Raw genomic sequence first — 13,624 nt, forward strand, 5'->3', positions numbered from 1 at the left:
CGCTAGGCCACCAGACGCCGGGAGAACGACCGCAGCGACAGCGCCCCCGTGGTGAGCGTTCCCGCGGCGAGGACGGCCAGGGCGACCACCTCGGGCATGTGCGGGACGGCGGGACTCAGCGCGCCGCGCAGCGCCTCGCTCACGTAGACGAGCGGGTTCGCCAGGACGGCCGTCTGCAGCCACGGGATCGCCTCCAGGGCCGCCCAGGGATAGTACACGCAGCCGAGCATCATGAGCGGGACGATGAAGATCGCGAACAGGGTGCTGAGCTGCTGGGGCGGGAGCAGCGTGCCGATGAGCAGGCCGATGCAGGCCGTGAGGAGGGACGACAGCACCAGGACCGCGACCAGCAGCGGCCAGCGCCCGAAGTCGATGTTCGGGGCCTCTCCCGGCGCGTGCACGAAAAGCACCGCGAGGAAGACCACCACCGCCGCGATCATTCCCTGGATCGCGCCCGCGACGATCTTCTCGACGCCGACGACCCAGACGGGGATCGGGGCCAGCGCCCTGTCGTCGATCTCCTTGGTGTACGAGAGCTCCATGACCAGCGGGGTCGTCACGGCGAAGATGCCCTGGAGCACGATGCCCGAGGCGACCAGGCCGGGGACCAGGATCGTGGCGAACGTCTCCGCGCGCCCGTCCGCGGAGAGCCCCTGGCCCGCCCCGTACCCGATCCGCGGCAGGACCACGGCGAAGACGAAGATGAACAGGACGGGCTGTACCACGGTTCGGGCCATGAAGGAGCGCAGGTCCCGCCGCAGCACCCGCAGGTCGCGGGCGAGCAGCGCGCCGAAGGTGCGCGCGTAGTGGCGTGACGCGGCCGGGGGCGCGGCCGGGGGCGCGATGGTCGATGCCGTCATCGAATCTCCTTGAGCGTGGAGACCCCGGGCCTTGGCCCCGGGGCGGAACCGCGGCGCGGTGGCCGCGTAGTTCGGGTGGTTCGGAAGGTCTTCCGCGAGGAGGCGGTCAATCCCGGTACTCCCGCCCGGTCAGGGCGAGGAACACGGTTTCGAGGCTGGGCCGGACGACCCGGACGTCGGCCAGCGCCAGCCCGGCGTCCTGGCCCATGCTCACCAGGAGGGCCAGAACGCCCTCCGGGGCCGGGGTGAAGACGCGCAGCCGGTTGTCGGCGACCTCGGCGCCCGCGACGCCCGCCAGCCGCCCGGCCTGCGCGACGATCTTCTCCGGGTCGCCGTCGTAGGTCAGGGTCAGCACGGTCCGCAGGCTGGTGGACGTCTTGAGCTCGGAGAGCGTCCCGCAGGCCAGGACCGTCCCGTGGTCGACGATCGCGACCCTGTCGCAGAGCTCCTCGGCCTCCTCCATGTAGTGGGTCGACAGGACGACCGTCTGGCCCCCGTCGCGGATCTCCCGCAGGATGTCCCAGAGGTTCACCCGGGTCTGGGGGTCCAGGCCCGAGGTGGGCTCGTCGAGGAAGAGGATGTCCGGCCGGTGCATCAGCGCCCGCGCGATCATGATGCGCTGCGCCTGGCCGCCCGACATCTCGGTGACCTTGGACCCGGCGCGGGAGCCCAGGCCGAACCGCTCCAGCAGTTCGGCCGCCCGCCGCCTGGCCTCCCGCGCGGGCAGCCCGGCGTAGCGGCCGCGGAACTCCAGGTTCTCGCCCGCGGTGAGCTGCCGGTCGAGGTTGTTGTACTGGGCCACGACACCGATGCAGCGCTTGACCGCGATGGGGTCGCGCACCACGTCCGCGCCCGCCACCCTGGCCGCGCCGCCCGTCGGGGCGATCCTGGTGGTGAGCATCCCGATCGTCGTCGTCTTTCCCGCCCCGTTGGGCCCGAGGAGGCCGAACAGCTCGCCCCTTCGCACCCGCAGGGTGAGTCCGGCCACCGCCTCGGTCACCCTGGACGAGCTCACGTAGGTCTTGCGCAGTTCGCTGGTCTCGACCGCGACGTCCGCCATGTCCGGCTCCCTCTTCGGCACGTGGCGCCCAGTGTGGGAGCGCCCGGTTAAGGCGCGCCTTGACGATGGTTGGAATCCGGTTTGAGACGTCGCGCCACCCCTGTCCAGGGTGGATATCAGGCATTTCCATACCGGGTTCCAACCGTTATCCAACCGGCCGAGCCGACACTTCGTTCAGACGACGGGAGCTCGTTGACTTCCTCCCTCTTGCAAACGAGGGGGATTCCCACGATCGCCCGTGAGAGTTCCTGCTTCATCGCCGGTCGCCCGCCAGAGAGGACTCTGTGAGGTCTTACACCAGCTCCACAGGCGTTTCACCTCTCCGCCAGCCCGGCGGCGAGGATGTTCTTCGCAGCGTTGACGTCCCGGTCGTGGATGGCGCCGCAGGCGCACACCCAGTCCCGGACGCCCAACGGCATGGACTGCTGGATGGTGCCGCACGCCGAGCACAGCTTCGACGAGGGAAACCAGCGGTCGACGACGACCAGCTCCCGCCCGTACCAGGCTGCTTTGTACTCCAGCATGGTGCGCATCTGGCGCCAGGAGGCATCCGAGATGGCGCGGGCCAGGCTGTGGTTCCTCACCAGGTTGCGCACGGCGAGGTCTTCGATCACGACCGCTTGGTTCTCACGGACGAGACGCGTGGTGACCTTGTGCAGATGGTCGCGGCGGCGATCACTGATGCGGGCATGAACGCGGGCGACCGCGAGTTTGGCCTTGGCGCGGTTGGCCGAGCCCTTCTCCTTGCGGGCGAGGTTGCGCTGAGCCCTGGCGAGTTTGCGCCGGTCGGATCGCTCATGCCGAGGATTGGCGATCTTCTCTCCGGTGGAGAGCGTCACCAACGCCGTGATCCCCGCGTCAACGCCAACCGTGCCGGTCGTCGGGGTGAGCGGCCGGATCGTGTCCTCGCAGAGGATGGAGACGAACCAGCGGTCCGCCGCGCCCTTGGTCACCGTCACCGTGGATGGATGCGCCCCCTCGGGAAGGGGACGCGACCACACGATGTTCAGTGGATCGTCCATCTTCGCCAGCGTGAGCCGACCATCCCGGTAGGTGAACGCCGAGCGGGTGTACTCGGCGCTGTGCCGGGACTTCTTGCGGGACTTGAACGTCGGATACCTCGCGCGCTTGGCGAAGAAGTTCGCGAACGCCGCCTGCAGGTGCCGCAGCGCCTGTTGCAACGGGACCGACGACACCTCGTTCAGAAAGAGGAATTCCTTGGTCTTCTTCCACGCTGTCAGCGCGGCCGACGACTGCGCATAGGAGACCTTCCGGCCTTCCAGCATGTAAGCGCGGGTGCGGTCTTCGAGGGCTTTGTTGTAAACCAGGCGGACGCAGCCGAACGTGCGAGACAGCTCCGCCACCTGCTCGTTCGTCGGGCAGAAGCGGAACCTGAACGCCCGCTTCACGATCTGCGCCGCGCCTCATACTCTGCCGCAAGATCAGGTGACTGTGGGCGTGTATTCGATTTCGGCCCTGTGCAGCACAGTGGCGCGTTTCCTCTCTGGCCTGAAGTCCGGGGTCTCCGCGCTGGAGGTATCCGATGACACCCAGCATCACCTTGCGGGCGAAGATCGACCTGACCGGTCCGGCGCTCCGGAGCGCGGGGAGCTCGCTGTGGCGGGCTCCCGACCCGCGACGGCGCTACCGCGACTACCTGTGCGCGATGCACATGGTCATCAGGGCGTCGGTGCCGCTGTTGCGGGTCGCGGCGGCCAGGTCCGCGGAGCTGGGCGAGACGGAGCTGGCCGGATATCTGGACCGGCACGCGGAGGAGGAGGCCGGCCACGACGACTGGCTGCTGGAGGACCTGGCGCTGATCGACCCCTCTGCGGAGGACGCGCTGCGCGGCACGCCGCCCCCGTCGGTGGCCGGGCTCGTCGGGGCCCAGTACTACTGGGTGCTGCACCACCACCCCGTCGCCCTGCTCGGGTACATCGCGGTGCTCGAGGGCGAGGCCCCCTCCCCCGCGCTGCTCGAACACATCGAGCGGAGTACGGGACACCCCCGGGCGGCGTTCCGCACGCTGTGGCGGCACGCCGCGCTGGACCCCGGGCACCGTGAGGACCTCGACCGGATGCTCGACGGCCTGCCGGCGGTGCGGGAGCGGCAGGACGCCGTCGGGACCAGCGCCCTGCACACCGTGCGCGCGGCGGCCGAGCTGCTGCGCGAGCTGGCCGGCGAGCCCGCCGAGGTGCTCTCGTGCACCTGATGGACATCCTGGCGCTGCGCCCCGTACCCGCCGCCGCGGTGCTCATGGCGATCACGCGGCGGTGCCCGCTGCGCTGCCGCCACTGCTCGACCGGCTCGCTGCCCGCCTCCGAGGAACACCCCGGGAAGATCTTCCAGCGCTTCGCCGGGACGTTCGCGCCGGGGGACGGGCCTCGGCTGGTCATGCTCACCGGGGGCGAGCCGCTGCTCCGGCCCCGCCTGGCCCGTTCGCTGGCCGAGACCGCCGCCCGCGGCGGTGCCCGCACGATGATCCTGTCGGGCATGTTCTTCGCCCCCCGGGTGCCCCCCGCCTCCGGCGAGGCGGTCCGGATCCCTCCCGCGATCGACGCGGCGATCGACGCGGCCGACCACTTCTCCGCCAGCCTGGACGCCTTCCACGAGGAGCAGGTGCCCCGGGAGAGCGTCTTCGCGGTCATGCGGGCGCTGCTGGCGCGGGGCAAGGACCTCAGCTTCCACGTCACGGGGACCGGGCCGGGCGACCCCTACCTGCGCGACGTCACCGCGGCGATCCGGCGGGAGTTCGGCGACCGGGTGCCGATGCTGGTGGGCCGGGTGGGGCCCGTCGGCCGGGCCCGCACCGCCGCGCTCGCCATACCCTCGCTGTCCTCGCTCCCCACGGCGACGGGGAGCGAGGCCGTGCCCGGCCCACCGGCCGGGACCGCCTCGCGCACGGCGCCCGCCGGGGCCGCCGGAGCGGTGACGGCCCCGGAAGCCGGCCCGCCCGCCGGAACCGCAACCGCCGGGAGCGCGCTGCCGTGCGCGATGGCCGCCTGGCCGACCGTCGGGTTCGACGGGACGATCACCGCGTGCTGCAACCAGGACGTCGTCGACCACCGTCCCGTCCCCCGTCACCTGCGCCTGGGACACGCGGGCACCGACGACTGGGGCACGGTCAGGCGGCGCTGCCTGGAGTCCGGCGTGCTGCGCGCCCTGAGAACGTACGGTCCGCTCTGGCTGGCCGGCGCCCCGCCGGAGCGGGGGTACTGCGAGACCTGCCGGAAGCTGGACGTGCCGCCCCCCGCCCCGACGCCCGCCGCCGCCTTCATGGAGCGGCAGGTCCGCGACCTGCAGCTGGCCGGCGGCGGCACGGGGTTCGCCAGGCGGTACGGATGCCCTCCCTACGACGACCTCGTGTCACTCGGCCACCCTGAGAGGGACCATGACTTTTGACCCTGTTCACGAACTGGCCCGCGCGGGGATCGACCTCACTCTCGTCAGCCCTGAGCAGCGCGAGGTCGTCCTCGCGCTGAGCGAGGCCGAGGTCGCTCTCCTGGCCTCCATCCACGAGCGGCTGAGGGACAGCGCCCCCGAGGTCGAGGCCCACATCGTCGGCGGACTCCTGTTCTGATCGGGGACGATCATGCGATGCCCTTCCTGCCTGGCCGAGACGCCGGGGCCGCCCCGGTTCTGCCCGTCGTGCGGCACGCGCCTCATCGCGCCGGCGGCGGAGGCGCGCAAGATCGTCACGGTGGTCTTCTGCGACCTGGCCGAGTCCACCGCGCTGAGCGAGCACCTGGACCCCGAGTCGCTCCGCGCGGTCCTGATCCGCTACTTCACGATCATGCGCGACCAGCTCGCCTGGCACGGCGGCACCGTGGAGAAGTTCATCGGCGACGCCGTCATGGCCGTCTTCGGCGTCCCGGAGCTGCACGAGGACGACGCGCTGCGCGCCGCCCGAGCGGCGGTGGACATGCAGGCGGCGCTCGAACGGCTCAACGACGACCTCGAACGCGACCTGGGGATCCGCCTCAGGGCCCGCATCGGCGTCAACACCGGCGAGGTCGTCACCTCGGGTCACGCCCACGGCGATCAGGCGCTCGTCGCGGGCGAGACGGTGAACGCCGCCGCCCGGCTCCAGCAGCTCGCCGGGCCGGGAGAGATCCTGCTCGGGCCCGAGACGTGGCGCCTGGTGGGCCCCTCCGCGGTGGGCGTCGCGGTCGGGCCCCTGGAGCTGCGCGGCAAGCGGCGTCCGGTCGTCTCCTGGCGGCTGGACTCGATGCGCTCCGACGACCCGGCGGCGATCCGGCGGTTCGACATCCCGTTCGTCGACAGGAGGGAGCCGCTGCACGAGCTGGACGGCATCCTCGACGGGATCATCAGCCGGCGTCACTGCCGCATCGTGACCCTGCACGGCGAGGCCGGGGTGGGGAAGACCCGGCTGGCGCGGCTGTGGGCCGAGCGCGCGGGGCAGCGGGGCGTCCTCGTCGGTTCCGGCCGCTGCCGCCCGTACGGCGCGGGCGGCACGCTGCTCGGGGTGGCCGACGCGGTGCGCGAGCTGGTGACGGTGGGCACGCCCGACCCCGAGGCCCTGGCCGTGCTCCGCGACGGCCTTCTGAAGGACGGCACCCCCAATCCCTCCCCGCAGGAGACCTCCTGGGCCCTGCGCAGCGTCCTGGAAAGCCTGGGGCGTTCCACATACGTGCTGATCGTGCTGGACGACGTGCAGTGGGCGGACGGCCCGGTCTTCGACATGCTCGGCGACCTCGCCGAGGAGCTGCGTGACACCGCGATGATGGTGCTGTGCGTGGCCCGCTCCGACCTGTTCGACCGCATGCCGGACTGGCAGCCCGCCTCCCGGCTGGCCCTGCCCCGGCTCGGACCGGCCGACTCCCGGCTCCTGGTCTCCCAGCTGGCCGAGGTGACGGCACACGACGGCACCCTGCTGGAGCGGATCGCCGAGCGCGCCGAGGGCAATCCCCTGTACCTGGAGCAGCTCGTGGCCATGCTCGGCGACGGCGGGGAGCCGCACGGCCTGCCCCTGACCGTGCACGCGCTCATCGCGGCCCGCGTCGACAGGCTCGGGCCCGACGCCAGGGCGATGCTGGAGTGCGCCACCGTGGTCGGCAGGGAGTTCAGCGTCGAGGAGTTGCGGGCCGTCTCGGGAGCCGACGAGCCGGACGAGCTGCTGGAGGAGCTCGGGCGCAAGTCCTTCGTCGAGCACCGCACGGAGGCGACGTTCCGGTTCGCCAGCGGCCTCATCCAGGAGGTCGTGTACGGCGGCATGGCCAAGCGCCGGCGGGCCGAGCTGCACGAGAGATTCGCCGATTGGCTGGCCGTGGGAGAGGCCGGGGACGAGGCCGTCGGCACGCACCTGGAGCGGGCCTACCGGCACCGCGCCGACCTGGGCCCGCCCGACGACCACACCGTGCGGCTGAGCGGCGCGGCCGCGGCCCGGCTGTCGGGGGCGGGCACCCTCGCGCTGCGCAGGAGTGACCTGTCCAGGGCGGAGAAGCTGCTCAGCAGGGGTGCGGAGCTGCTGGGGCCCGCCCATCCCGGCTGGCCGCAGATCAGCGGGCGGGTCGCGGAGACCGCGATCACCCTGGGCGACGTCGAGCGGGGGCGGCTGCTGCTCACCGAGGTGCTGGAACGCGCGACGGGCGACGCGGACGCGCTGGTGGCCGCGCACGCCTCGCTCTACCTGAGCCACTTCGACCCCGCGGGATCCTTCGAGGTCGCGCGCCGGGCCATCCCGGTCTTCGAGACGGCCGGCGACGACCTGGGGCTGGCCAGGGCCTGGACCATGGTCGCCCAGGAGGCTCAGGGGCGCGGCAGGTTCGCCGAGACGAGGGGGATGCTGCAGCGCGCCCTGGGGTACGCCGTGCGGTCCGGCGCCGAGCTGGAACGCGCGACGATCCTGGGCAACATGGCCGCCTCCCTCTGGCTCGGCCCCGAGCCGGCCCCCGTCGCCATCTCCCGGTGCCGCGACCTGCTGGCCGCGCACGGCCGGGACCGCGGGACCGTACGTGCCGTCGTCCGCTGCCCGCTGGCGGTCCTGCTGGCCACGCGGGGGAAGTTCGACGAGGCCAGGGCCACCCTCGCGGCGGCCGAGCGGTCCTTCGCCGACCTGCGGCACGCGTACGCCGACGCGTTCATGCCGATCTTCTCCGCGGCCGTCGAGTCGCTGGCCGGACGCTGGGACGTCGCCGGGGACCTGCTGCTCCGGGCGTGCGCCAGGGCAGAGGCGCTCGGCGACGCCCAGCTCCTGGTCACCGCCTCACGCGATCTGGCCGGCACGCTGCTGCGCCGGGGGGACCTGGCCGGCGCCGAGCGGTGGGCGGGCACGGCCCTGGAGGGCTCGCCGGGGGACGCGCCGATGAACACGGCCGAGCTGCACGCGATCCGGGCCGAGGTGCTCGCCGCCCGGGGGGCCGGGGCCCCCTCCCGCGAGCTCATGGACCTGGCCCTGCGCGAGGCCCGCGGCACCGACTCCCCCACCTGCCGCGCCACCGTTCTACTCGGCAACGCCCGCAGCCTCGCCCTCCTGGGGGCGTACGAGGAGAGCGGGGCGGCCGCGCGCGGCGCGGCGGCCGAATTCGCGGCCAAAGGACACCTGGTCGGCAAGGGCTGGGCGTCGGCGGTGCGGCGATGACCGCCCCCCCGGACCTCACGTGGCGGCTCGGTGCCGAGGACGACATCACCGTGTCCGCCGCGGGCAACGCCGCCGTCACCCCGGAGTGGGCGTGGCAGGACGCCACCGGGCGCGGCGTGCGGGTCTGCGTCGTGGACAGCGGGGTCGACCGTGACCATCCGATGCTCGCCCCGGTGCACGCGACCCACGCCGTGGTGACGGGCCCGGACGGCAAGGCCGTCGTGCGGGAGAGCGACGGCGCCGACAGCTGCGGGCACGGGACGGCGTGCGCCGGGATCATCCGCTCGATCGCGCCCGGGTGCGAGCTGCACAGCGTCCAGGTGCTGGGAGCGGGGTTCTCGGGAACGGGCGACGCCCTCGTCACCGGGCTTCGCTGGGCCATCGAGCAGGAGTTCGACGTGGTGAGCCTGAGCCTGTCGACCAACAGGAGACACCTGGCCGAGCCGCTGCGCGAGCTCGGCGATCTCGCCTACTTCCGGCGGACGGTGCTCGTGGCGTCCGCGCACAACCTGCCGGTGGAGAGCTTCCCCTGGCGGTTCTCGTCGGTGATCTCCGTGGGCAGCCACGCCGAGGACGATCCCGGCCTGATCCTCTACAACCCCCGCCCGCCCGTGGAGTTCTTCGCCCACGGATCCGACGTGGAGGTGGCCTGGCCCGGCGGCGGGAGCACCCGGTGCACCGGGAACAGCTTCGCGACCCCCCACGTCGCGGCCCGGTGCGCGCTGATCCTGAGCAAGCACCCCGGGCTGACGCCCTTCCAGGTGAAGACCGTCATGTACCTGACCGCTCAGAACGTGAGGAGGCCCGATGACAGGGAACGGTGAGATGGTCGCGGCCATCTCCGCCGCGGTCGCCGGCTCGGAGAGGGAACACCGGCTCCTGCTCCAGTCGATCGTCGACACGGCGCGCGTGATCTTCGGCGCCAAGGCCAGCTCGATCTTCCTGGTGAACGAGGAGCACGGGGACCTCGTCTTCGAGGCGGTCTCCGGCGAGGGCGAGCAGGTGCTCGTCGGGCGGCGCTTCCCCGCCACGCGGGGCATCGCCGGGTGGGTGCTGAACGCCAGGGACGCGCTGATCGTCGACGACCTCTCGGCGAGCACCGTGTTCGCCCGCGACATCGCCGAGTCGACCGCGTACGTGCCGGGCGGGCTCATGGCGGTGCCGCTCGTCCACGACGACGAGGCGCTGGGGGTCCTGGAGGTCCTGGACCCCCACCCGCAGGCGCGGGCGAGCATCGACGAGCTGGCACTGCTGACGCTCTTCGCCTCGCAGGCCTCGGCGGCGCTGCGGATCGTGCAGCGCAACCGCTACGCCCGGCGGGTCCTGGACGGCACCGGAGCCGAGTTCGGCGACCTCGTGTCCATCGTCTCCGCGCTGGCGGGCGGGACCGCGGAAAGACGGCAGGCCGGACTGCGCCTGATCGGCTCGCTTCACGAGCTCCTGGTTGACAACCAGACCTGACCAATTCAGGCAGTATTCACCCATTTACTAATACTAAAGCGCATATATCATGACAATTCCATGAGGCCGCCTCACGAAACCCGATTAGCCTTCCGAAGTCGCCTGACCAGTCAATGGAGAATTCCGCCGTGGGTGCAACCGCAGTGCGTGAGGAGGCAGAGGCGGGAGAAACCACCTTCGCCGTGCTCGGCCCTCTCGAGGCCCGCCGCAACGGCAGTCTGGTTCCACTCGGGCCCTTCAAGCAACGCGTGCTCCTGTCCCTGCTGCTCTGTCACGCCAACAGGATCGTGCCGGTGGACCAGCTCAGCACGGCGGCGTGGAGCGAGGAGCCGCCCCGGACCGCTCTGAAGAACGTCCAGGTCTACGTGTCCGCGCTGCGCAAGAACGTGCTCGGGACGGCCAACCGCGACCGGTTGACCTACCGCCCCCCCGGCTACCAGCTGCGGCTCGGCCCGCAGCACCTCGACATCCTGGACTACGAAACCCTGGCACGCAGGGGCCGTCAGTACCTGCGCGACCGCGAGATCACCAAGGCGGTGGACCTGCTGCACGAGGCGCTGAAACTCTGGCGGGGCGACCCCCTGCCCGACATGGCGCAGGTGCCGCTGATCAGCGACGAGCTCTCGCGGCTGCACAGCGAGCGCATGTCGGTCTACGAGGACTGGGCGGAGGCGCAGCTCATCCTCGGACACCATGCCCACATCATCGACTCTCTGGAGGAGAACGTCCGGAGCCATCCGCTCAGGGAGCGGCTGCGCAGCACGCAGATGATCGCGCTGTTCCGCTGCGGGCGGCAGTCGGAGGCCCTGGCGCAGTACGAGGACATGCGCCAGACACTGGCCAGGGACCTCGGGCTGCAGCCCAGCCCGGTCCTCGAACGGCTCTACCGGGCGATCCTCGCGGGCGCCCCGTCCCTGGACAGCCCGCCCTCCGGCGGCCCGCAGCACCTCGGCGCCACGCTGGTCGGCGGCCCGCGGCGCAACGGCGCGGCCTTGCTCAGGGCGCGCTCCTCGACCGGCAACGGCCATGACGTCATCGCCCACCTCAGCCAGCTCCCCCGCGACCTGGCCGACTTCACCGGCCGCCGCGAGACCGTCCAGGACATCCTCGACGTCTTCCGCGCCCGCCGGCACAGCCCGCCGGTGGTGATCTCCGGCCCGGCGGGAACGGGGAAGACGGCGCTGGCGGTGCACGCCGCCCACCTGCTTCGCGAGCGCTTCCCCGACGGACAGCTCTTCGTGCGGCTGCGCACGGCGGGCGGCCGGGAGCGCTCGATTCCCGACGTGCTGGCCGAGATCCTGCGCACCTGCGGCTTCGACGGCGACCCGCCGCGCCGGGCCGGCGAGCGGGTCGCCGCCTGCCGGGCCTGGCTCGCGGAGCGCAGCATCCTGCTCATCCTCGACGAGGCGTCGACCGCTGCGCAGATACGGCCCCTGCTGCCCGGCACCGGCGACAACGGAGTACTGATCACCGGCAGGAGGCGCCTGAGCGCCCTGGAGTCGGCGCACCACGTGGCGCTGGAGGGCTTCACCCCCGAGGAGGGTGTAGAGCTGCTGCGGCGGACCGCCGGCGCGGAGCGCGTCGACGCCGACCCTACGGCGGCCCTGAGCGTGGTCGGCACCTGCGGCAACCTGCCCCTCGCCGTCCGCATCGCCGGAGCGCGGCTGGCCGCCTCCCGGCACGTCCTGCTCCCCCTGTTCGCCGACCGCCTCGCCGACGAGCACTCGCTGCTGGACGAGCTGTCGGTGGACGACCTGTCGATGCGCGCGTGCGCGGCCACCTACGAGCGCGACCTCGGGCCCGACCTGTGGGCCTCGCTGCGGCGCCTGGGCGCGCTGCCGACCGGCGAGTTCACCGTCGACGACCTGGCGGCGCTGATCGGCTCCGACGCTCGGCTCGCCGCGGGCGTCGCCGACAAGCTGGTCGAGGCCCACGCCGTCACCGCGGAGTCCCGGCCCTCTCCGGTCTACCTGATCGCCGACTGGCTGCGCCTGTACGCGCGGGAGCGGCTGGAACGGGAGGAGTCCGCGACTCAGCGCACGGCGGCCGAGAGGCGGCTCCGCAGGGCGCGTGCCCGCACCCGGCCGGGCCCGGTGACCGATTCCCGGACCCGATAAAAGCGCGTCAAATACAAAAGGGCCCCTAAAAGGTCTTCCCGTATTTCCCTTAACGGGCCGAGCCTCGGCGGCCACTCCGCGGGAAGCCGAAATGCCGGGATGCTCGGGAGAACCGGTAAAGGGAATTTTTCCAGGACCGAAAATTCCGGCATCCCTTTTGCCCATCTCGCTCACTCCGCCCGTCCCGCTTTTCCGGCCTCGGAATCACCGACCGGTGCGGTCGGGGCGTCCCCACCGGGCTCCGCCTCCGCCCGCGGCCTTCCACGGCTTCGACGCGATGATCCCCGAGGCGGAGATCAGCCGCCTGGCCGCCGCCGGGAAGGTGGTCGCGCCGCGCCGGGCCCTGTTTCGCCGGCGGAGGGACGCAGGCGTACCAGCCGCATGGCCAGGTGAGCCCGGAGCCTGCCCGCGGAGTCGGCGAGGGAGAAGCCGAGGACGGCCTCCGCCCGTGCGATGCGCGCGGCCAGCGAGCTGTGGTGCAGGTGCACGGCGACGGCGGCCCGGCGCACCGTGCCCTCGGCGCACAACGCGCGCACCGCCTCCAGCGCCTCGGCGCCGTACGGCCGCCGTGCGAGCTCCTCGACGGCTCGCACGTCGGGCAGGGCGGCGATCTCCTCGTCCGGCACGTGGGTGGCGAACAGGGCCAGCGCGCCGAGATCGGCCCAGTCGACCACCCGGTCCGCAGGGTGCGGGCCGGTGAAGCGCAGGGCGGTTCGGGCCGCCGCCCAGGATTCGGCGGCCCCGGCTCCGCGCGTCTCCGGCCCGACGCCGACGCGCCAGGTGTCCGGTGTCCGGGGCAGTTCGCCGGGCCCGTCGATCGCCGGGCCGACCAGCAGCGCCACGGTGTCACCCAGCCGGGCGGCGCGGACGTGGCGGTCGGCGCCCCGCAGCCGGGCGGCCACGGCGGCCCCGTCGCGGCCCTCCCGGTCGTCGTCGGCGAGCACGGCGAGCACCTGGAGGGGGTCGGCGGGGGCGAAGCCGAGCAGCCGCAGGGCGCGTGCCCGCTCGGCCTCGCCGGCGTCGGCCGACAGGACCAGCTCCACCAGGGCGGGGTCGGTGCCTGCCCGGGCCTGGGCGGCGGCCCGCTCCAGGGTGACCTCCGCCGCGCCCGCGAAGCGCTCCAGGACGATCTCGTCGAGGCCGTGCGCCGTCCCCCCGCGTTCCATCCACACGGCGCCGAGTTCCGAGCCGAGCCGGCGGTGGATCGCCGGGCCGGGAGGCTCGTCGCACGGCTCGGGCACCCCGCCGGGAACGACCCGCGTCCGCCCGCCGGTGACCGCGTCGACGAGCCCGACCGGGCAGTGCGCCAGGCGCGCGGTGGCCTGGAGCAGTACCGGGACGCCGGCGTGGTTCCGTACCAGCACGTCGAAATAGGCGATGACGCGGACGGCGCTCTCCGCGTCGGAGTCGAGCGCCGACAGTCGCAGCAGTAGTCCCTGCACGGCTCCACACTAGGTCGCCGCCCGCGTTCCCGGCCAGAACAGCGCACATCAGACGGCTCACACCGCGCATGAAACACCATAAA

General features: G+C 72.7%; 10 protein-coding genes and 1 pseudogene. 7 read left to right on the forward strand and 4 right to left on the reverse strand.

Annotation, left to right across the window (positions count from 1 at the left end):
- Positions 1 to 2: 2 nt before the first annotated feature.
- The 3 genes and pseudogenes from ACVCAG_RS39250 to ACVCAG_RS39260 form a co-directional block, all read right to left on the reverse strand.
- Positions 3 to 860, reverse strand: a complete 858-nt coding sequence (locus ACVCAG_RS39250; protein ID WP_440088006.1) for an ABC transporter permease — start codon at positions 858 to 860, stop codon at positions 3 to 5.
- A 106-nt stretch (positions 861 to 966) separates the two neighbouring features.
- Complete coding sequence (locus ACVCAG_RS39255) at positions 967 to 1,920, reverse strand: ATP-binding cassette domain-containing protein (protein ID WP_440088007.1); 954 nt, start codon at positions 1,918 to 1,920, stop codon at positions 967 to 969.
- A gap of 245 nt (positions 1,921 to 2,165) precedes the next feature.
- Positions 2,166 to 3,329, reverse strand: a pseudogene (locus ACVCAG_RS39260) (RNA-guided endonuclease InsQ/TnpB family protein); the annotation flags it as partial.
- Between the two features lie 134 nt (positions 3,330 to 3,463).
- Here ACVCAG_RS39260 and ACVCAG_RS39265 point away from each other — a divergent pair.
- The 7 genes from ACVCAG_RS39265 to ACVCAG_RS39295 all read left to right on the forward strand — a co-directional run bounded on the left by ACVCAG_RS39265 (position 3,464) and on the right by ACVCAG_RS39295 (position 12,099).
- Positions 3,464 to 4,132 carry an iron-containing redox enzyme family protein gene (locus tag ACVCAG_RS39265; protein WP_440088009.1) on the forward strand — a complete coding sequence of 223 codons (669 nt, stop codon included), beginning with the start codon at positions 3,464 to 3,466 and terminating at the stop codon, positions 4,130 to 4,132.
- Positions 4,132 to 5,322: a radical SAM protein gene (locus ACVCAG_RS39270; protein ID WP_440088095.1), complete on the forward strand. Its 1,191-nt coding sequence runs from the start codon at positions 4,132 to 4,134 to the stop codon at positions 5,320 to 5,322. Before ACVCAG_RS39265 ends, ACVCAG_RS39270 begins: the two co-directional genes overlap by 1 nt.
- Positions 5,312 to 5,500, forward strand: a complete 189-nt coding sequence (locus tag ACVCAG_RS39275; protein ID WP_440088010.1) for an aroma-sacti cluster domain-containing protein — start codon at positions 5,312 to 5,314, stop codon at positions 5,498 to 5,500. Before ACVCAG_RS39270 ends, ACVCAG_RS39275 begins: the two co-directional genes overlap by 11 nt.
- 12 nt (positions 5,501 to 5,512) lie before the next feature.
- Entirely contained in the window at positions 5,513 to 8,521 is a 3,009-nt protein-coding gene (locus ACVCAG_RS39280; RefSeq protein WP_440088012.1) for an adenylate/guanylate cyclase domain-containing protein, read from the forward strand.
- The gene (locus tag ACVCAG_RS39285) at positions 8,518 to 9,345 is read left to right on the forward strand and encodes a S8 family serine peptidase (protein WP_440088014.1); all 828 of its coding nucleotides are present in this window, start codon (positions 8,518 to 8,520) and stop codon (positions 9,343 to 9,345) included. The genes ACVCAG_RS39280 and ACVCAG_RS39285 overlap by 4 nt, the downstream gene beginning before the upstream one ends.
- Positions 9,329 to 9,982 (forward strand): GAF domain-containing protein, encoded by a 654-nt coding sequence (locus ACVCAG_RS39290; RefSeq protein WP_440088016.1) that lies wholly within the window; start codon positions 9,329 to 9,331, stop codon positions 9,980 to 9,982. Before ACVCAG_RS39285 ends, ACVCAG_RS39290 begins: the two co-directional genes overlap by 17 nt.
- Before the next feature lie 128 nt (positions 9,983 to 10,110).
- Positions 10,111 to 12,099 (forward strand): BTAD domain-containing putative transcriptional regulator, encoded by a 1,989-nt coding sequence (locus ACVCAG_RS39295; RefSeq protein WP_440088017.1) that lies wholly within the window; start codon positions 10,111 to 10,113, stop codon positions 12,097 to 12,099.
- Between the two features lie 296 nt (positions 12,100 to 12,395).
- Here the strand turns inward: ACVCAG_RS39295 and ACVCAG_RS39300 are convergent, their stop codons facing one another.
- Positions 12,396 to 13,541, reverse strand: coding sequence for a helix-turn-helix domain-containing protein (locus ACVCAG_RS39300; protein WP_440088018.1), 1,146 nt, complete (start codon positions 13,539 to 13,541; stop codon positions 12,396 to 12,398).
- Positions 13,542 to 13,624 lie beyond the last annotated feature (83 nt).

The sequence above is a fragment of the Streptosporangium sp. G12 genome (genome assembly GCF_052983175.1).

Coding starts and splice junctions, on each gene's coding strand:
- ACVCAG_RS39250 (WP_440088006.1), bottom strand. CDS start 860: ATGACGGCATCGACCATCGCGCCCCCGGCCGCGCCCCCGGCCGCGTCA.
- ACVCAG_RS39255 (WP_440088007.1), bottom strand. CDS start 1,920: ATGGCGGACGTCGCGGTCGAGACCAGCGAACTGCGCAAGACCTACGTG.
- ACVCAG_RS39265 (WP_440088009.1), top strand. CDS start 3,464: ATGACACCCAGCATCACCTTGCGGGCGAAGATCGACCTGACCGGTCCG.
- ACVCAG_RS39270 (WP_440088095.1), top strand. CDS start 4,132: ATGGACATCCTGGCGCTGCGCCCCGTACCCGCCGCCGCGGTGCTCATG.
- ACVCAG_RS39275 (WP_440088010.1), top strand. CDS start 5,312: ATGACTTTTGACCCTGTTCACGAACTGGCCCGCGCGGGGATCGACCTC.
- ACVCAG_RS39280 (WP_440088012.1), top strand. CDS start 5,513: ATGCGATGCCCTTCCTGCCTGGCCGAGACGCCGGGGCCGCCCCGGTTC.
- ACVCAG_RS39285 (WP_440088014.1), top strand. CDS start 8,518: ATGACCGCCCCCCCGGACCTCACGTGGCGGCTCGGTGCCGAGGACGAC.
- ACVCAG_RS39290 (WP_440088016.1), top strand. CDS start 9,329: ATGACAGGGAACGGTGAGATGGTCGCGGCCATCTCCGCCGCGGTCGCC.